Source organism: Alkalihalophilus pseudofirmus OF4, from assembly GCF_000005825.2.
In the GTDB taxonomy this organism is placed as follows: Bacteria; Bacillota; Bacilli; order Bacillales; family Bacillaceae_D; genus Alkalihalophilus; species Alkalihalophilus pseudofirmus.
Genome location: NC_013791.2, coordinates 3,567,616 through 3,587,637, shown reverse-complemented (window position 1 = coordinate 3,587,637; position 20,022 = coordinate 3,567,616). Strand labels below are relative to the sequence as shown.

The 20,022-nt window shown below is 35.1% G+C and carries 19 protein-coding genes; 13 read left to right on the top strand and 6 right to left on the bottom strand.

Annotation, left to right across the window (positions count from 1 at the left end):
- From BPOF4_RS17860 to BPOF4_RS17805, 12 genes are all read left to right on the top strand, one after another.
- The gene (locus BPOF4_RS17860; protein WP_012960644.1) at positions 1 to 1,260 is read left to right on the top strand and encodes a glycosyltransferase family 4 protein; all 1,260 of its coding nucleotides are present in this window, start codon (positions 1 to 3) and stop codon (positions 1,258 to 1,260) included.
- A gap of 12 nt (positions 1,261 to 1,272) precedes the next feature.
- The gene (locus BPOF4_RS17855) at positions 1,273 to 2,493 is read left to right on the top strand and encodes a nucleotide sugar dehydrogenase (RefSeq protein WP_012960643.1); all 1,221 of its coding nucleotides are present in this window, start codon (positions 1,273 to 1,275) and stop codon (positions 2,491 to 2,493) included.
- A gap of 34 nt (positions 2,494 to 2,527) precedes the next feature.
- Positions 2,528 to 3,607, top strand: a complete 1,080-nt coding sequence (gene wecB, locus BPOF4_RS17850) for a non-hydrolyzing UDP-N-acetylglucosamine 2-epimerase (RefSeq protein ID WP_081457723.1) — start codon at positions 2,528 to 2,530, stop codon at positions 3,605 to 3,607.
- A 29-nt stretch (positions 3,608 to 3,636) separates the two neighbouring features.
- On the top strand, positions 3,637 to 4,734 hold the full coding sequence (locus BPOF4_RS17845) for a glycosyltransferase (RefSeq protein ID WP_012960641.1): 1,098 nt from the start codon (positions 3,637 to 3,639) through the stop codon (positions 4,732 to 4,734).
- Positions 4,735 to 4,766: 32 nt separating this feature from the next.
- Positions 4,767 to 6,284 carry a lipopolysaccharide biosynthesis protein gene (locus BPOF4_RS17840; RefSeq protein ID WP_012960640.1) on the top strand — a complete coding sequence of 506 codons (1,518 nt, stop codon included), beginning with the start codon at positions 4,767 to 4,769 and terminating at the stop codon, positions 6,282 to 6,284.
- Positions 6,274 to 7,368, top strand: coding sequence for a polysaccharide pyruvyl transferase family protein (locus BPOF4_RS17835; RefSeq protein ID WP_012960639.1), 1,095 nt, complete (start codon positions 6,274 to 6,276; stop codon positions 7,366 to 7,368). Before BPOF4_RS17840 ends, BPOF4_RS17835 begins: the two co-directional genes overlap by 11 nt.
- A gap of 25 nt (positions 7,369 to 7,393) precedes the next feature.
- Entirely contained in the window at positions 7,394 to 8,608 is a 1,215-nt protein-coding gene (locus BPOF4_RS17830) for an O-antigen ligase family protein (RefSeq protein WP_012960638.1), read from the top strand.
- 35 nt (positions 8,609 to 8,643) lie between these two features.
- Positions 8,644 to 10,020: a UDP-glucose dehydrogenase family protein gene (locus tag BPOF4_RS17825; protein ID WP_012960637.1), complete on the top strand. Its 1,377-nt coding sequence runs from the start codon at positions 8,644 to 8,646 to the stop codon at positions 10,018 to 10,020.
- Positions 9,995 to 11,020, top strand: coding sequence for an SDR family NAD(P)-dependent oxidoreductase (locus BPOF4_RS17820; RefSeq protein ID WP_012960636.1), 1,026 nt, complete (start codon positions 9,995 to 9,997; stop codon positions 11,018 to 11,020). Before BPOF4_RS17825 ends, BPOF4_RS17820 begins: the two co-directional genes overlap by 26 nt.
- Before the next feature lie 452 nt (positions 11,021 to 11,472).
- Positions 11,473 to 13,041: a type I restriction enzyme HsdR N-terminal domain-containing protein gene (locus tag BPOF4_RS21340; protein WP_158305585.1), complete on the top strand. Its 1,569-nt coding sequence runs from the start codon at positions 11,473 to 11,475 to the stop codon at positions 13,039 to 13,041.
- 104 nt (positions 13,042 to 13,145) lie between these two features.
- Positions 13,146 to 14,453 (top strand): hypothetical protein, encoded by a 1,308-nt coding sequence (locus BPOF4_RS17810; RefSeq protein ID WP_012960634.1) that lies wholly within the window; start codon positions 13,146 to 13,148, stop codon positions 14,451 to 14,453.
- Positions 14,454 to 14,621: 168 nt separating this feature from the next.
- Positions 14,622 to 15,341 (top strand): bacteriophage abortive infection AbiH family protein, encoded by a 720-nt coding sequence (locus BPOF4_RS17805; RefSeq protein ID WP_012960633.1) that lies wholly within the window; start codon positions 14,622 to 14,624, stop codon positions 15,339 to 15,341.
- Between the two features lie 261 nt (positions 15,342 to 15,602).
- On the opposite strand, the gene tnpC is transcribed toward BPOF4_RS17805, so the two are convergent.
- From tnpC to BPOF4_RS17785, 5 genes are all read right to left on the bottom strand, one after another.
- Positions 15,603 to 17,183, bottom strand: a complete 1,581-nt coding sequence (tnpC, locus tag BPOF4_RS17800; protein WP_012960631.1) for an IS66 family transposase — start codon at positions 17,181 to 17,183, stop codon at positions 15,603 to 15,605.
- 47 nt (positions 17,184 to 17,230) lie between these two features.
- Positions 17,231 to 17,587, bottom strand: coding sequence for an IS66 family insertion sequence element accessory protein TnpB (gene tnpB / locus BPOF4_RS17795; RefSeq protein WP_012960630.1), 357 nt, complete (start codon positions 17,585 to 17,587; stop codon positions 17,231 to 17,233).
- Positions 17,584 to 17,901: an IS66 family insertion sequence element accessory protein TnpA gene (tnpA, locus tag BPOF4_RS17790; protein ID WP_012960629.1), complete on the bottom strand. Its 318-nt coding sequence runs from the start codon at positions 17,899 to 17,901 to the stop codon at positions 17,584 to 17,586. Before tnpA ends, tnpB begins: the two co-directional genes overlap by 4 nt.
- 66 nt (positions 17,902 to 17,967) lie before the next feature.
- Positions 17,968 to 18,186, bottom strand: coding sequence for an IS3 family transposase (locus tag BPOF4_RS22985; protein WP_012960628.1), 219 nt, complete (start codon positions 18,184 to 18,186; stop codon positions 17,968 to 17,970).
- Positions 18,161 to 18,517 (bottom strand): amidase family protein, encoded by a 357-nt coding sequence (locus BPOF4_RS17785; RefSeq protein WP_081457701.1) that lies wholly within the window; start codon positions 18,515 to 18,517, stop codon positions 18,161 to 18,163. Before BPOF4_RS17785 ends, BPOF4_RS22985 begins: the two co-directional genes overlap by 26 nt.
- A 52-nt stretch (positions 18,518 to 18,569) precedes the next feature.
- On the opposite strand from BPOF4_RS17785, the gene BPOF4_RS21760 reads away from it, so the two are divergent.
- The gene (locus BPOF4_RS21760; protein WP_081457700.1) at positions 18,570 to 18,788 is read left to right on the top strand and encodes a response regulator transcription factor; all 219 of its coding nucleotides are present in this window, start codon (positions 18,570 to 18,572) and stop codon (positions 18,786 to 18,788) included.
- A gap of 322 nt (positions 18,789 to 19,110) precedes the next feature.
- On the opposite strand, the gene BPOF4_RS17780 is transcribed toward BPOF4_RS21760, so the two are convergent.
- Positions 19,111 to 19,923 carry a hypothetical protein gene (locus BPOF4_RS17780; protein WP_012960626.1) on the bottom strand — a complete coding sequence of 271 codons (813 nt, stop codon included), beginning with the start codon at positions 19,921 to 19,923 and terminating at the stop codon, positions 19,111 to 19,113.
- Positions 19,924 to 20,022: the final 99 nt, after the last annotated feature.

The following is a 20,022-nucleotide window of genomic DNA, read 5'->3' as shown; positions in this document are numbered from 1 at the left end:
ATGAAAAAAAATATATGGATATGGAATCATTATGCTACGGATATGTACAAAAATCGAGGCGGACGTCATTATTGGTTTGCGGAAAACTTAATTAAACAAGGGTATAACGTTACCGTGTTTTGTGCCAATACATTTCACAACAAGTTAGAAAGTATTGATACAGGAAAAAAGAAATATTCTACGGATATTGTTGATGACATTCCTTTTGTATTTGTAAAGACTTCCACCGCACTAGGGAATGGGATTGATAGAGTAAAAAATATGAGTTTTTTTTATTTTAATTTATTTTCAGTAGCGAAAGAGTACGCAAGGTTAAATGGAAAACCAGATGTGATCCTTGCTTCTAGTGTTCATCCTTTAACAATGGTTGCAGGAATACAGGTAGCTAAAAAGCTTGGTGTTCCTTGCATTTGTGAGATTCGTGACCTTTGGCCAGAAGCTATATTTTCATTTAATAAAGCAAAAGAAAACAGTCTCTTAGGGAGAGGACTTACGGCTGGTGAACAATGGATTTATAAAAAAGCAGATGCCCTAATTTTTACTAAAGAGGGTGATACTGACTATATTAAAGAAAAGAAATGGGATATAGAACAAGGTGGAGAAATCAATCTGGATAAATGTCACTATATAAATAATGGCGTTGACATAGAAAGCTTTGAATTACTAGCTTCTAATAATAAAGTAGATGACGAAGATTTAAGCTCAGCAAAGTTTAACGTAGTATATGTCGGAGCTATAAGGCCAGTAAATAACGTAGGTAATCTTCTTGATGCCGCATCATTATTAAAAGACAAAGAAGATATCCAGTTTTTAATATATGGTGATGGTAATCAAAAGGAAATGCTAGAAAAAAGAGTTGTTGAGGAAAACCTGACTAATGTGAAGTTAAAAGGATTTGTGAATAAACGTTTAATTCCGTATATACTAAGTAAATCATCGGTTAATATCCTTAATTATTCACAGACGCAGTATAACTGGACTAGAGGAAATAGTTCAAATAAATTGTTTGAGTATATGGCATCAGGAAAGCCGATTATTTCCACAGTGAAGATGGGTTATTCGATACTAGATAAATATCAATGTGGAATTGAACTTGAAAAAAGTACACCTGAAGAGTTGGCCAATGCAATAATAGAAATTAGAAATTTTTCAGAAGAACAGTACAATGCAATATCAAAAAACGCTAAAAAAGGCGTTAAGGACTTTGATTTCAAATTGCTAACCGGGAAATTGATTGATGTAATAAAAAAAGTAAAGTAAGGGGTAAAAGCTATGATTAACATAATTGGATTAGGTTATATCGGTCTACCTACAGCGTTAATGTTTGCGAAAAGTGGGGTTAAGGTAGTTGGTACTGATTATAACACTGAACTTGTAGATTCCTTATCTAATGGAAAACTAACATTTGAGGAAGTTGGGTTAGTAGACCTGTTTCACGAAGCTCTTTCTAATGGAATCGAATTCACAACAGAGTATCAGAAGACGCACACTTATATCCTTGCAGTTCCTACACCCTATATTAAAGAGAGCAAGAAACTTGATCCTAAGTACGTTATTTCAGCAGTAAATAGTGTTCTTGACGTATGCGAAAATGGTGCAGTAATAATAATAGAATCGACCATTTCTCCAGGTACAGTTGATAAATATATTAGACCTGAAATAGAAAAGAGAGGTTATGTGATTGGGGATAATATACATTTAATGCATGCTCCTGAGAGAATTATTCCAGGAAATATGATCTATGAACTTGAACACAATTCAAGAACCATAGGTGCAGATAACCTTGAATTAGGTGAAAAAGTTAAAGGGTTATATGAGAATTTCTGTAAAGCAGAAATTATTGTAACTGATATTAGGTCTGCAGAAATGTCTAAAGTTGTCGAGAACACATATAGAGATATCAATATTGCATTTGCCAATGAGTTAGCGAAAATTTGTCGTACTGATAATATGGATGTATATGAGATTATTAGAATTGCTAATATGCATCCACGAGTGAATATATTACAACCAGGTCCAGGGGTTGGAGGACACTGTATATCAGTAGATCCGTGGTTTTTAGTTGGTGATTATCCAGACTTAACAAACTTGATTTTAACCGCACGTAAGATAAATGATTCTATGCCAAGGCATGTCTTAGGGCGTATTAGAGATATTATGAGAGAACATGGTATTAAAGATATATCCAAAGTTGGCCTATATGGATTAGCTTATAAAGAGAATGTTGATGATACAAGAGAGAGTCCAACACTTCAATTATTAGAAAGAATGGATGAACATTTAGCTTTTGGAGTTAAAGTTTTTGATCCATTTGTTAAGGAAAGAATTGTAGATCATCAATTTATGAACTTTGAAGACTTCCTGAATGAGATAAAAATCCTTGTAGTTATGGTCGGACATGAGCATATAAGGAATAACATGGATCTTATAAAAGATAAGCTAGTTCTTGATACTAAGAATATTTGTATATTCGAGGGTTCCTATAAATTATAATGCAAAGATGGTGTGTAAATTGGGTAAAAAAATAATGGTGGTTTTTGGAACTAGACCGGAAGCAATTAAGATGTGTCCATTGGTAAAAGAGTTAAAAACACGAGAAAACTTGGAAACAATTGTTTGTGTTACAGGCCAGCATAGAGAAATGTTGGATCAGGTATTGGATGCTTTTAAGGTTGTTCCAGACATTGATCTATCGATCATGAAAGCTAATCAGACATTATTTGACGTTACTATAAATATCTTAGAAAAAATGAAAAGCGTATTAGAAGAATTTAAGCCAGATGTAGTATTAGTTCATGGGGATACTTCTACAACGTTTGTAACAACTTTAGCTTGTTTCTACTTACAGATCCCTGTTGGCCATGTGGAGGCTGGATTAAGAACTTATAATATTTCCTCACCCTATCCAGAAGAATTTAATAGACAAGCCGTTGGGATAGTAGCAAAATATAACTTTGCACCAACAGATGTATCTAAAGAAAACTTAGTAAAAGAAGGAAAAGATCCTTCTACCATTTATGTGACTGGAAATACTGCTATTGATGCTTTAAAGACAACAGTCAGAGATGATTATACTCATGAACATCTTGATTGGGCAGCTGATAGCAGATTAATTATGATAACAGCACATAGAAGAGAAAATCTTGGCGAACCAATGAGAAATATGTTCAGAGCGATTAAAAGAATTGTAGATGAGCAATCAGATATTAAGGCTATATATCCAATTCATATGAATCCAGTAGTTAGAGACGCAGCTAACGAAATTTTAGGTAATTGTGAGAGGGTAAGAATTATTGAGCCTCTGGAAGTCTTGGATTTTCATAACTTCCTCTCGAGATCTCATTTAATCTTGACCGATAGTGGAGGAATTCAAGAGGAAGCACCAAGTCTAGGTAAGCCTATATTAGTTATGCGTGATACAACCGAGCGTCCTGAGGGTGTAGCGGCGGGTACCTTGAAATTAGTAGGAACGGATGAAGACGTTATTTACAAAACTTTTAAAACTTTACTAGAAGAAAAAGAAGAATATGAAAATATGAGTCAGGCAAGTAACCCTTATGGGGATGGTTTTGCTAGTAAGAGGATTGCAGATATATTAAATAATTAAAAGTTTAAGCAATGTTGGAGGATTAGAAATTGAACATATTGTATGTTTCAAATTTAAAAGGTAATAAGTGGACAGGACCGAATCAAAGTGTACCCAGACAAATAAGAGCTCAATCAAAGATTGATAACGTTTTTTGGTTTAATATTAACAATACAGAAAACCCAGAGTGGAATATGTTAACTAAATATCATAGTACAAATGATTTTCAAAAAATATCATTAGATTCATTGCCTACTCCATTTAATAAACCAGATTTAATAATATTTCAAGGTCTATATTGTTTTCCCTTTTGTAAGATTATTTTCGAGGCATGGTATAAAACTATACCTTATATAATTGTTACTAGAGGAGCGCTTCCAAAACAAGCCCAGAAAAATAAAAGGTTAAAAAAGTTCTTTGCAAATTTAGTTTTCTTTAAGAGGTTTGTAAATAAAGCAAAGGCAATTCATTATTTAACCGACCAGGAGTATTTGGATTCGGGAGAAAAGTGGAACAAAAATTACTTTATTATCCCAAATGGAATTGAAATCCCTCAAGAGTATAATTACGTTCTGCCTCAAAACGGTATTAAAGCCGTGTATATCGGTAGAACTGATATTTATCAAAAAGGATTAGACTTACTGCTGGAAGCATGTAACCAAATAAAGCCTTTATTGCTATCAAATCGAGTTACGATTGATTTATATGGACCGGACATGGATGGAGCTAAAAGTAGATTATATGATTTAATTGAATCATTTGATTTAGGAGATATAATCTCTTTAAATGAAGGTGTTTTTGATGCAGAAAAGCAACAAGTGCTAACCAATTCTGATCTTTTTATTATGACATCTAGGTTTGAAGGACACCCAATGGGGCTTATCGAAGCATTATCTTATGGTCTACCTAGTCTTGTTACAAAGGGCACTAACATGTCTAAAGAGGTTTTAGCGCAAGATGCGGGGTGGGTTGCAGATGACAATGTTGAAAGTATAAAAGATGCTTTCATAAAGATGTTAGAAGAGAGAGAAAAGCTAAAATTGAAAAGTAAAAATGCTTTAAGTTTAGCAACAAATTACGACTGGGACACCATTGCTCAAATAACACATCAAAAATATTTAGAGCTTCAAAATAATTATAATAAATAATCAAAGCCAGATGGAGATAATTCGGGGGAACTATGAATGTAGAGAAAAGTACAATAAATAATCAATTAACTAATAAAACATTAAAAGGACTATTCTGGTCTTTTTCTGGGACTATATTTCAATTAATATCTAAATTCACTGTACTTATAGTTTTAGCTAGATTGTTGACTCCAGAAGATTTTGGAGTGGTATCAGCCGCTATGATTATAATTAGTTTCTCAATGATTTTTTCCTCATTAGGTATCGGGCCTGCAATAGTACAAAATCCTAAATTAAACGATCAACATTTAAGTGTAGGTTTTACTCTTTCATTGACTTTGGGGATATTCATGACTTTACTAGTTTGGATTACTTCTGACTTTATTGCTCAGTTTTTTCAAATGGAAAGTTTAAGTAGCATAATAAAGATTTTATCCTTTACATTTATAATACAGAGCTTTGCGGTAGTAGGACAAGCGTTGCTAGAAAGGCATTTAGATTTTAAGTCATTGGCTAAAATACAAGTTAATTCATATGTATTCGGTTATGGTTTGGTATCAATATTTATAGCTTTACTTGGTGGTGGAATATGGGCACTGACCTTGGGTTATATGGCTCAGGTCTTTATCCAAACAATTAGTATACTTTTAAAACAAGGACATACTAAGAGAATTAGTTTTTCGAAAAAGGCGTTAAATGAGTTATTATATTTTAGTGGTGGTTTTACATTGGCAAGGGTATTTAATCATCTTGCATTACAAGGAGATAATATAATTATAGGTCGTTTATTAGGGGCGGCAGCCCTAGGTTATTACGGAAGAGCATATCAATTAATGGTCATGCCTGCTAACTTATTTGGCCAAGTTTTGGATAAAGTATTATTCCCTGCAATGGCAAAAATTCAAGATGATAAATTAAAACTAAATTTAATCTTTTTAAGAGGGACCGCAATAATAAGTATTGTTGTACTACCGTTTAGTATATATTTAATAATCTTTGCTGAAGAGTTAGTATTGTTTTTATTTGGAAATGAATGGATTAATATAGTAGTTCCTTTTCAATTCTTAGCTTTAGGTATGCTGTTTAGGTCTAGTTATAAAATAAGTGAATCAGTTGCAAGAGCTACGGGAGCAGTATATAAAAGGGCTTGGAGACAATCTATTTATGCCTGTGCAGTTTTTTTGGGAAGTTACTTGGGGCACTTTTGGGGGTTAAACGGTGTAGCTCTAGGGATCACAATAGCTATAGCAATTAATTTTCTTTTAATGACACATTTAAGTATCTCTTTAATTAATGGAAGTTGGTTAAGTTTTTTTAAGGCACATACACCTTCCATTTTCTTGGTATTTATTGTGATGAGTGCATCGTTAATTATGAAGCATTTTTTTTATATTCTAGGGCTTTCTTTCTTCGTTGTAATCCCAACATCGATGTTCCTAGTCATTGTACTATTATTATTATCTATAGGACTATTCCCAAATTTATTTCTTGGTAAAGAAGGTAAATGGATTTTCAAGCGTGTCTTAGATTACTACAAAAACATGAAAATGGTGAGAAAAAATGAATGGTAAAAAAATTGCATTACATGGGTCATATTATTTCCATAATTTTGGTGATATGTTAATGCTCGATATGATGAATAAGTGGATAAAAGAACATAATACTCAAAATAAAGTATATCTTCCGTTTGCCAAAAATGATGTCACGAACACAATAGGTGCCGATGGTGAAGGGGTAAATTCTTTATTAAAATCAGATGCATTAATATATGGCGGAGGAGGTTATCTAGGTGAACCACCTTCAAAGAAATATCTATGGGGTCTAAGAGCAGCTATTAGACATACACCGCCGGGGAATATCTTGAAATATAGAAAAAAACCTTATGCTATAATAGGAGTAGGAGTTGGGCCATTAAGTAACCCAATAACTAGAAAAGCATTTACAAACATATGTTCAAATGCCAGTTTATTAGCTGTAAGAGATGAAGAATCAAAAAATTACTTAATAGATTATGGCTTAGATGAAAGTAAAGTGATACAAACCAGCGACATGGTTATGCAGTTAAGTATGGATTTTATTGCTAATAATGATATTGATAAAGCTACTAAAGATTTAGATGACCTGGATAGACCAATTAAATTGGGTATACATTTGGGTGCAAATCCTTATCCAGAGAAGACGGAACTCCTTAAAGATGAAATTATCAATTTCGCAAAAAAAAATAGAGATGTTGGGTTAGTTCTCTTAAGAGACGGGTTGGGTCCCCATCCTCAAGTTGCACACGATATTAAAAATGAATTACCAGAACAAACTCTCTTAATATCTTACAATAACCATTGGTATTTTTCGGCTATATTAGGGTTAATTGATTATGTAGTTACTACTAAATTGCATGTTGGGATAACTGCAACTGCACTTGGTAAAGTAGCAGTATCATTCTATGCACATGGAAAAACGCCTCGATTTTATAAACAAATCGACGCACTAGATAGGTGTATGCCATTGAATAGTATTAGAAAAGGAGAAGCTCAAGAATTAATTCAAAAATGTTTATTTAATTTACCTAATATATATAAACGTCCGACTGAAATTGTTAATGGAGCAGAGAAAAATAAAAAATTATTATTTCAATTCTTAGACACACTTGATGGATAATAATATAATAAGAGGTTTAGGATAAATGAACTTAAATAAACCAGTAGATAATTTGACTAAGGTCATTGCTATTACACTTATATCTTCAATCGTTTTTCGGGGTGTACTTCCTAATTATACTTCCGAATTAATATTGATTTTTGTTCTCTCACTAATGTTAATAAGTAAATCTAAAGGGGCATTTCCTAAAAATATGACATTTGTGATTTCTTGGACTTTTGTCTATATTTTATGTGTTTTTTTAACTGGATTTTACATTCGTGATATCTCTTCGTGGCTGACTTATATTATATATTTTCTTATAGGAATATTAATTTACCTTGTAGTAGTATTCCTTTTATCTAGTAAATACAAAATATTCTACTTTATGGAAATGTACACCAAAATAGTTATAGTTATCTCTTTACTAACAAGTTTGGCTCATATCCTATATCTATCAACTGGAATACATGTCTTTTTAGTACATGTTGGAGCTACTGTAAGAAGTGTAGGCTTTTATGGTAATCCTAATTACTATTCGGTATCATTACTAGTTGGATTAGGATTTCTACTCAGTTTATATTCTTATGGGGTATTTTCAAAGAGCAGACTTAGTAGACTTATCTTTTTATATTTATCACTATTTGTACTTTTCGTTGGGATTTTCTTAACGTTTTCTAGAGGAGCCTTAGTCGCTGCGATTGTATTATTACTTGTATTTTTTATGATAAATTACAAAGAATTCTTGAACATTAGATCCATCTTAAGCGGAATAGTTCTAATGGTGATAATTATATTTATTGATGCACAAGAATCTCAAGTGTTAGTGCAAATCTTTGAGCAAACTATGGTTCGAATTGATAATGCTATTTATGGTACAGGGGCAGGGCGATATACAATTTGGGAAGATGGCTTCAACTTGTTCTCGAGTAGTGCATTATTCTTTCTAATAGGTGTAGGTGGGAATCAATTTATAAACTATAATGAGTTTAATATTTATAATCATGTACACAATGGCTATTTAAGATTTTTGTTTGAAACAGGAATTATAGGTTTTATTCTATTCCTTATTCTATTTTTAAATATGTTTAAAAGAACGTTTAATTTGATGAAACTAACCCCGGTATCACCCGTTTTTTATGCATTCTTTTCATTGTTAATTATGGCTTTATCTAACGATATTTTTATTATTAAAGAATTTTGGTTAATTGTTGGATTAATCTCTGCTTGGTATAACTCTGGAGAATCCACAGGACTTTAATTCTATCAATAAACTGATAGAAGGGGGTAAAAATTGTGTACAAAATAGCGGTAGCAGGTACTGGATATGTTGGCCTTGTCGCAGGTGTATGCTTTGCTGAAGTTGGTCATCAAGTTACCTGTGTAGATATAGATGAAAGTAAAGTGAATGTAATGAAATCAGGTGTTTCTCCAATCTATGAAACAGGTTTGGAAGAGTTAATGCAGAAAAACTACGCTGCTGGACGAATCGATTATACAACTGATTATAAATCAGCATACAGAGACGCGGATGCAATCTTTATAGGAGTAGGAACTCCAGAACAACCAGATGGATCTGCTAATCTTTCATATATTGCAACTGTAGCAAGACAAATTGCTGAATCGGTCGAAAACGATTGCTTAGTCGTTGTTAAATCTACCGTTCCAGTAGGGACGAATGATAAAGTAGAACAGTTTATTCAAGACTTTTTAGTTAATGATGTAAAAGTTGAAGTGGCATCAAACCCTGAATTTTTAGCACAAGGTTCTGCTGTACACGATACACTTCATGCAGAAAGAATTATTATTGGAACAGAAAGTAAATGGGCTGAAGAGTTACTAATGAAACTCTATGAGCCTTTTAATTTGCCTATTGTTTCGGTGAATAGAAGATCTGCAGAGATGATCAAGTATGCATCAAACGATTTCCTTGCTCTAAAAATTTCTTATATGAATGACATCGCTAACCTATGTGAATTAGTAGGGGCGGATGTACAAGACGTTGCAAAAGGTATGAGTTATGATGCACGTATTGGTAATAAATTTTTAAACGCAGGAATCGGTTATGGTGGTTCATGCTTCCCTAAGGATACTAAAGCGTTAGAATATATTGCAAAGCAGCATGGGTATGAGTTACGGACGGTGAAAGCTGCTATTGATGTAAACACTGATCAAAAGACAATGTTATATAAAAAGGCGAGTAAGAGACTTATTACGTTTAATGGTTTAAAGGTAGCTGTACTAGGGTTAACCTTTAAGCCGGGAACAGATGATTTACGTGAGGCTGCCTCCCTTGAGAATGTACCTTTATTACTAGAGCAAGGTGCAGACATCTATGCGTATGACCCTGTTGGTGCAGATAACTTTACGAAAGTACATCCAGAAGGTCAGCATGGAAAAGGCAGTATGACGTATGTAAGTGATGTTGAGGAAGCACTAAAAGATGCAAATGTCTGCTTTATCTTTACGGAATGGGGCGAAGTAAAAGCAGTCACACCTGGTAAGTACAAGGAATTAATGAGAACTCCGTTAGTATATGATGGAAGAAATATTTATCGTATTGAAGAGATGCAGGAAGCAGGAGTTGAGTATCGCTCTATTGGTAGAAAAGCTGTAGAGAGAGAAGTTGTAAAGGAGTCGAGAAATCTTGAGCTACAAGCCGTTAGATTCTAGTAAAGTTTATCTTATTACTGGAGCTGCTGGTTTCATTGGTTATTATATGTCTAAGAAACTATTAGAACAAGGCTGCGTAGTAGTAGGTGTTGATAATGTAAATGATTACTACGATGTGAAACTTAAACACGCACGTCTAGAGCAACTTCAACCATTTGATAAGTTTACTTTTATTAAGGGTGATATCTCGGACAAGCCTATGATTGATAGTGTCTTTGAAGAGTACAAACCTAATATTGTAGTAAACTTAGCTGCTCAAGCTGGGGTTAGGTATTCAATAGAAAATCCGGATGTATATATCCAAAGTAATATTATTGGTTTTTATAACATCCTGGAAGCGTGCAGATACCATCCGGTTGAACATCTTATATATGCATCATCAAGTTCTGTGTATGGGGCTAATAAAAAGGTACCATTTGAAGAAACAGACTTTGTAGATACTCCTGTATCACTTTATGCATCTACGAAGAAATCTAACGAATTAATGGCTCATACGTATAGCCATTTATATAAAATCCCAGCGACAGGTCTTCGCTTCTTTACGGTATATGGTCCTATGGGAAGACCAGATATGGCTTACTTTGGTTTTACAGATAAATATTTTGCTGGCGAACCAATCAAGATTTTTAATAATGGTGATTTTGATCATGATCTCTATCGTGATTTCACGTATATCGATGATATAGTCGAAGGAATAGAGAGACTTATTGGTAAACCACCGGTAGATGCCGTTCCTCACAAGGTGTTTAACATCGGTAACAACAATCCGGAAAAGCTGATGACGTTTATTAATACGTTGGAGAGGACTTTAACTAAAGCTTTAGGAAGAGAAGTGCAGTTTGAAAAGGTGTATGAACCAATAAAACCAGGAGATGTTCCTGCTACGTATGCTTCAACTGATTTATTGCAAGAGGCTGTAGGGTTTAAACCGAAAACATCGATTGAAGAAGGTTTGCAGCAATTTGCTGATTGGTATGTTGAGTATTATAAGAAGAAATAAGTTACTTTGACTAATGGAATTATGTAATGCTCCTTGTATGTCTTATAAAAGCAAAGAGCCAACTTAATCAGACAGTCAAATGTGACAGCACCGATAGACAACCATATCCTTTAGTTGGATATGGTTGTCTATAAACTATTCATTTTTATATTTTATGGTTTTTCCATCTGTTCTATCGTTAATTTTCGTAACTCTTGGCGTAATACAAGCTCTCATTCGAGACTCCTTATTGCAATCAGGACAATAATATTCTTCCGATTCATTTTGGCCATCTTGCAATTCCACTTGAACCTTAAACTACAGCCGCAATAAGTACATACTTCTTCATGACCACTTCCAAGATAAGGATTTCTAGCCGTCCAATCAGATGCCATACAACCTATTCGTTCAATAATAGATTTAGTAATATAGTATCACGGTATTTACAATATGAGAATGTAAAAGGGGGAAAAATGATGAAACTTAATAAGTTAGATGAACTATTTCTTACAAACTGGATTAATCTGAATTTTGAGGAATGGAATGAATCTGATGTTAGAGAGGAGTTTATTGCCCCACTTCTTAAAATTTTAGGTTACAGTAAAGGAACTGTCAATGATATTATTCGAGAAAAAAGCTTGAGGTTGTCTAAACCATTTCACAGAATAGGACGCAAAAATGTTTCTATCGATTATATTCCGTCTTTACGGCTTAAATCATTTTGGATTATTGAAGCTAAACCAGGCAAGGCGAAAGAAATGGGTTATGGTGATTTACTACAAGCGCATTTATATGCGATTCATCCGGAAGTAAAAGCTCCTTTTATAGTGTTATGCAATGGGTGGGAGATAAGAGTTTACGATGCCTATCATGTAGATAGTTGGGATGATGCAATTTTTATATGTAGACAAGAAGATTGTTTTGACTCCTTTGCAGAATTAAAAGGTATATTATCTGCTGATAGTATGCTCGATTATCAGAGAAAGCGGATCCTACATACTGTAAAAGATACGTTTGCGGTTGAGATTGATGAGAACAAATTAGCAGCCTTTAAGAATGATGTAAATAGATTAGTAGATGAGTCATATCCACTAGTAAGAGAAAATGTCCGTCAATTGCGTATATCAACATGGCGTAAGGAAGAGGAAAAAGAAAGAAAAGAACTAGAGAAGTTGGACTTAAAGCTACTTTTTGTCAGAATGGATATTCCTACGTATGCTTATTTAACCCCATCTAAGGAATTCCTAAGACGAGTAAAGAATGGAAGTCAGAAGGAAAGGGAACATTTAATTGATCATTTGTTAATGAATTATCGTTCAAGACCTCATGCTATCTTTAGAGTGCAATGTTGTTACATACTCCTATCACTTCTAAAAGACGATATTGAAGTCAAACCATCGACGTATGTCAAAAGTATAAAATCAGCCTTTGAAGAAGTAGTGTTAGGTAATCTTACATACTTTAGCCACAATCCATTATCACATGCCCTATGTCACTTAGACAACACGTCACTTCGATTAGCAAAAAAGCTTAGTTTAAGGTTTGCAATGGATAAATTAGTGAAAAATACCGATGAATATAACCAAACACTGACTACAGAAGATCGGGTCATTCATAAACAAACTGTCGCTCGAATGATGGTTCGTTTTATCGGACTACTAGGTGAAAATTTATGGAGAGAATTCTGTTCCTTAAGTTCTGCCAATGAAGTATGGGATGGCATATGGTCGCTAGAGATTATAGAAAAAGTGATTGAAACCTTCCCAAGCAAAAGTTATCCTGATGGTGATTCAGACTTATTATTTTTTGATTCCTATGGAAGAGGATTTGATATGTTGTTCATGGGAACTTGGGATGTGATACACGGTAGTGAAGAGCTGCTTATAAAAAAAGAAGTATCTGAAGAAATTATTAATTATGCTGGAATGGATAGAGAAGAGGCATTAAGTAGCATTCCTCCAAGTGAAGTATGCCCAAAAGATCATATGTTGGATGAGAGTATAGTTAAGGACTTAATGAACAAGTACGCTATTCGGTTTTAGGGAAAAGGGATTTTGTTTACTTTTAAAAGAGTAAATCAAAAATAGTGAAGGAGCGTTTTGTGAAAATGCTTTGATGATAAACGCCTGGCTAGGAGGATATAGGATTGGGTTTATTACAACTACAAACTAAAAGAGGTATTTCTTTAGATGTCCCACAAGACGAAGTTATAAAAGCAATAGGAGCTTGTCAATGGTGGTTAAAAGGCAAATGGTTAAAGGATAAAAAGAAAAAACATCCTATTCAAAAATTATTTCAATCATCAGATTGGTCATCGGATGTAGAGCTATTTTTAATTGGGAGTTCTATTCTTGAGCTTCGTAAACATGGTACTGATAAGAAAGCATTTCTTGATAAAAGAAAGGAATTTTTAGGAGAACAAAGGGGTAATCAAGTAGGATATTTATTTGAACTACTTACTGCGTTACTGTTTTCAATGGGAGGGAACAAGGTTGAACTACTACCTGCCTCAGCAGCTGGGTATGATCTAGATGTAAAAACCCCAGATGATATTTCTATTCAAGTTTCATGTAAGGTATGCCAACCGTCGAATGAATATAGTAAAATTATTACGTATGCTGAACAAGAAAGAGATAAATTTTTTGCAGCATACAAAAAACTTGGTGTACACGGTGTTAATTGTGTTATAGAAAGAGTAAAATCGAATGGTTCATCAACAACACCATTTTTACAATATCACCAATATAAGAGTATGATCGGTAAATCTTTATTTCAGCCTTATATGGTTCAGTCTGAGAATAGGGAAATGATGGGGATATTTTCGAAATCACCATTGCCGTCCAATGCCTTTTCTTTTTCACGAAAATACCCTAGTTATTCCTTTGTATTATCATCACCGATAAATACTGAACATGAGTTAAAAAGACTACATTCTCAGATAGACAAGGCAAACAAGGGGTTTAAGAAGGTAAGCGATAATAAGAAACTAAATTTAACTGTGATACGGTTGCCTCATTATCTTAGTGTTAAAATGGCAAAGGGAAAAATTGAAAAAGAGTTTAATAAGGGGCGATTCACAAATACCTCTGCGGTTATTGGTATTCAAACTCATATTGTTGGTGATGAGAACGGTGAATCAGTTAAAATTAATACAGCATTTCAAATGATTATTAATCCATCAGCAATTGTACCCTGGCCTATTGGAAAAGGTGCGTTAAAGATGGTACAGCCATTGGGGAGTATTACAACAGAAACACCAGCTTTCCAAATAGCTGGACAAAAGATCAATAATGAATGCTATGTATACAGTGATATGAATGAGAGTATTGTAGTTCCACCTGGAACATCGATAGGTAGTAGTAATATACCAGGCTTGAATCAAATATTTGAGTATAAGGGTATGGATCTGGCCATAAATGCCTTTAAGATTCCGAGTGAGTTTAAATTCCTATAGGAACTGTTATCATAGTGGGGAGGTAGTATTTTAGAAGGTGATTACATTATGGACCAAAATGAAATTAGCGAAGAAAGATACAGTATCATTTAATGTTGTGATCAGGCTGTAAAACTCAAATTTTTTGCAAAAGGATTTATATATTGTACTGAGGGAGAAGAATACCATATGACTCAACAACCAACGACCTTATATATAATAGGAAATGGTTTTGACTTACTCCATGGTGTTAAATCTAGTTATTCTGCATTCCGAGAATATCTCAAGCGACGTGACAAGTCATTAAGCTTCCAAATGGACTGTTATTTTGAATGCGAGGATTTCTGGGGAGATTTTGAAAACAATCTGGCGTTTCTTTCTCGTGAGATGGTCATGGAATCAGTAGATACGATGCTTGACACACATATGATCACATTTGATGAAGAGGATGATGATTTTTCTTATGCAGATTATTTTGCAGCTATTGAAATGGGGACACAAGTTGTCACTGATCTGACTGAAAGTTTACCTCTCCGTTTTAAACAGTGGATTAAAACATTGCAACCTCAAGAGGGAAAGAATGAAGCATGCGATAAGCTACTTAACCGTGATGCTTTATATATAAATTTCAATTATACAGAGTTTCTTGAAACGGTATATGGTGTACCTATAGATCATATCCTGTATATTCACGGTGATAGAAGAGAGCAAAAAAGGAATCTAATTTTGGGTCATGGCCGTAATCCAGATAAGGATTTTGCCCACTGGTATGAAAGAAATAAAGGCGAGCAACCCTTCCACGACTATCGTAGAGGTAAAAAGGGTAGGAAATATAAAAACGATAGTTTAACATACCTTACTTATTTTCTGGAAGGTTTCGGTGCCTGTGCGTTGCGATCTCTAAAGTAGACACTATATATTCGGATTTACCTCAAAGAACTAGAGCCAGTGGGCTTTGGTTCTTCTTTTTTTCTTAGCGTATCCTAGTGTCTCAGAGCACTGATTGCCAGTCAAGGAGGCCACTTGACAGCCAATCAATGCCCTGACGAGTGGTAATTAGGCTAAGAAGGAGAAAATGTGGCGTTTTTGCCCCTTTTTTTAACTCGCCGTCTTGTAACGTAAGCGTCAAATAGTCCCCACCTATTAATGTGATGGGGACTAACTTATAATCTACTTATCAAGTTGAATACGACAGTGAGCCGGAAGACTGTTTGACCAAGGAAGCAATTGATCAATGGCGTTTTCATTATTCACATCTATATTGGGAAGCTCTTCAAACAAGTGCATTAAGTATTGATAAGGGTTGAGGCCATTTTCTTTGGCCGTTTCTACAATACTATACGTTACAGCACTTGCCTTTGCTCCTTTCGGAGTGTTGGCAAAAATCCAGTTCTTTCTTCCAATTACGAATGGTTTAATAGATCGTTCACTTCTATTATTATCAATCTCTAGTCTACCGTCCTCTAAGAAAACCTCTAACTTATCCCATTGATTGCGACAGTATTTAATTGCTTGTCCGAGTGCACTCTTTGGTAACACTTTTGGCGTTTGCGTACGAAGCCATGCTGAAAAAGCGCCAAGAAGTGGTCGACTTTTTTCTAGACGTATTTGATGACGTTCAGGGAACGATAAATCTTTTATTTCTCGTTCGATCGCAAAGAGTTGGTTACAAAATTTTAAGCCTTCCTTTGCTAAGACATCTTTCGACTGTTCTTCTTTAGGCAAAGCTTTTAAAGCTTCATCAAATTTTCGACGAGCGTGTGCCCAGCATCCAACTAACTTTACGTTTGAAATTCCATTGTATCCAGCATATCCATCTACATGTAAGTATCCTTGGAAAGGAGATAAAAACTTTCTAGGATGTTTACTTGCTCGTGTTTGCTGGTAATCAAATAATACAATCGGATGGCCTTCCTGTCCTGAACGATAAAGCCATAAGTATGAGGTAGCTGTTGATGGACGATTTGGCTCTCGTAGCACTTGCAGCGTCGTTTCATCAGCATGAGCAATATCAAGATTCATTAGATATTGATACATTCGATCATAGATGAGGTTTAACCATGTATTAGCACCATAAAGAACCCAATTAGCTAATGTTTGGCGTGATAAAGAGACATCTAGACGAGCGAATTGTTGTTCTTGTCGATACAATGGAAGCCCTTCTACATATTTTTGATTCATGATGTAGGCCATCGCAGATGGCGAAGCAAGAATCTTTGGAAAAACAGGTTTCGGCATAGAAGCTTTAACAATAGGAGTCTCCGTACTTTCACGTTCACAACGGCGACACGCATAAACATGTTGTACATGTTCAATGACCTTCACTTCCGCTGGGATGACTTTTAATTCACGACGTACCTCTGTCGACATTTCGTGTAGATTTCCATTGCAGCACGAACAAACCTGATCTTCCACAGGTAATCGATACTCAATGACTTCCTTCGGAAGGTTCTCAAGTTTGATATCACGTTGCCCTTTGGTCTTTTTACGTTGATACGTAATCGTTTCAACCGTAGGTTCTTCAATGGATGGATCAGCCGTAATTTCTACCTCATTAAAAAGAGGCAATTCTAACTGATCAGCATTTGTCTTCTCACTTGAAGTACCAAATTGGCGTTGCTTACTAAGACGGAATTGTTCTTCATACCATTTAATTTTTGCCGTCAGCTCCGCGTTTTGTTCCTCAAGTGATGAGACACGTTTTTCTAAATCTTTAGTTGTAGGTTGAGAGGTGGTTTCTGTTGTTTTCATAGCTTAATTATACATCACCTCTCATCCATTTGCTTATGATTTATTCGTTAAATGACACGTTGTGCAGTAACTTTTGGATGTGCTGATTTTTGATCAATAGAAAGGCCGTCAAGTAACCAACGGAACTGACGATGGCTAATCATTTGCGGAGAAGAAGATGAATCTTCTGGCCAAGGGAACGTACCTTTTTCTAAACGGCGATAATAGAGCCAAAATCCATTATGTTCCCAGTGAAGGATTTTGATCTTATCTCGTTGTCTATTACAGAAAACAAATAAACACGGGGAAAATGGATCTAATTGAAAACTTTCTTGTACGATAGCCGCGAGGCCATCAATAGATTTTCGTAAGTCTGTATTTCCTTTTGCAAGGTAGACTTTATCAATGGAGCGTTGATTGATCATCCGTTTCTCAGCACGCGTAGTACACGAGATAAATGTTCTTCACTCACATTTTCAGGAATATAGACAGACAGGTCATCTATTCTCACTTCAATGGATGTGGTGGGGAAGGTAGGCACATCAAAAGATGTCCAAATCTGGCTTACCTCATCACTTGAATCTGAGTTTACTTCTGCCTTGATCTTCTTTCGCCAATAGTGGAATTGATATTCTGTAATGTCATCTTGTTTAGATACCCATTCCTGTATCGTCTCCCCGCTGTCTTCGTATGCCTCCATGCGTTTTTTCCACAAATCGTGTTTTTCTTTACGCTTCATAGCGACACCCTTTCATCATTATTGATTAAAGTATCGCATGGGACCAGGGCTATTGGAATGTGTGTATTATTTGACGCTTACCTTGTAACGGGCAGGAGTGCTGTAATTTAAAACCCCTTGAACACGTTTGTGATTATAGTAATAGATAAAATCATGAATAATCGTCTTAGCTGTCTCTATGTCTTTGGCTGATTTTAGCTGCTTTCGTTCAGATTTTAGAAAGGAGAAGAAGCTTTCAATACAAGCGTTGTCTATGCAGTTAGCTTTTCTCAGGCTTTCTATCATTCCATGGTAATGCTTCTTCAAGCTGAGCTGCTAACTGTAGTAAAGTCGTTTCATCCGCAAATCGTCCGGTAAACTGCATACCGATTGGCAGCCCGCTTTGGCTTGTTTTTAGTGGCAGTGAGATGGATGGCTGACCGGTTGCATTGAAAAGATTAGTAAATGGTGCGTACGTAAAAATCTGTTCGGTCCATTGTTTTGCATCGATTGTTGGGTTGTTTGCATTTAATAAACCGATCTTCGCAGGAAGCGTCACGATGGTTGGTGTTAGGAAGACATCATAATTCGTAAAGAATTGACCAACTTGTCTTGAGACGGTTGCGTTTGTTTCAATCGCATCTAATAAATGAGAAGCTAATGAAAATCAGAAGTAAAGTGCTTTCAATATGCAGCGGTTATTAACCGCGAATAGAAGCGAACCTTCCTTGTTAACGGAACGAGAAAGAGAAATAGTAGACTTGCTCGTCCAAGGGTTGAGAAACAACGAAATCGCAAAGCAGCTGTATATTAGTGAGAATACAGTTAAGAAGCACTTGCAGAACCTTTATCGTAAGTTCGATACAAGCAGCCGTACAGAGCTTTTGTTTAGGTTGAGGGGGATTTAGCGTCTGCCTAATTCTGTGCCTGTCACCACCCGAAGTTTGTTGAATAGATAGAGGAATCAGCCTGCTGCGTGTTAGCTAAGCAGGCGGGTTTTAATGATTAATTCACTGTAGTGCGTTAGTTCAAATGTACCGGATTGCCCCAGTCTGCCCATGCAAAGAGGTTCGGGTTTTTAAGTCATCACTCGATTTAAGTTTTTGATAGGACAGTTGAAGTAGAGTAGATAAAAAGCTCTATGCACTTGCTGAGGCAGTTCGAGCCGTGTAAGTGCCTAGAACTTTGTATAATTTTAGTATATAGATATATAAGGAAGTCTACTTATGTCTATCCATAATCATAATTATTATCCTGTGGAGGTTGAACAATGCTATTAGGTTTTTTAAGAAGATGATTGTTGGCATCTAAAATCTGTTGCCACGATGAGAGTAAATGATTATCGGAATTTAAAGCATGATAAGTTAGAGATCTAACTAACTTGGAGTCTGAGAATATATTTTCATAGTTAGATAGCTTTCCAAATAGTAATTTCACATGTTCAAAAGATCTAGTTTTTAAACGGAAAGCATGGTCTTTAGGTAATACAGCTAAGTTAAAAAGCACCTCTTTAGCTGCTGGAAGAATCGTTTGCGACTTGGCGATATCATTAACCAAAGTCATTGAAGCATTATTCTTTTCAGCGAGTGCAATGATGTTCATTGGGATGTCTTTCCTATAAATATATTCTTCTACTTTCCTTCTCTTTTGCCAAATTTCTCTACTAATGTCCTGACTAGTCATTTGATATTTTTCTTGGAGGATCTTGATATGATAATGATTAAATCTCCAAGACGCTCTTTCGAAAGGTATAACTTTTCTCAGAATACGTAACAATTGAGTTTTTTCATCGGTAGGTGCGATAACATTACAAAACACTTTTATAGAACGGTCCAGTGCTTTCAATGCAGAGAACTCATTATAACCTTCAATTAACACATAATGCTGAAACCCGACGTGCTCAACAACTAAACTATAACGTAAATAATCGGCATGGTTAATTAATGAAAGCCGTTGATTTGCGGTATCCTTTGAGACCTTATCATAATAGAAGGTCTGAATATTATTTAACTGTAAATACATTACCTTTAAGTCTTTTGTCATGATTGTAAATTCCCCTTTCTTTTTAGAAAGGTTATGTATAAGAGAGTTTGTCTCATGACTTCTGAGAATTATTAGCTAAGGTACCAGTCACCATTTGAA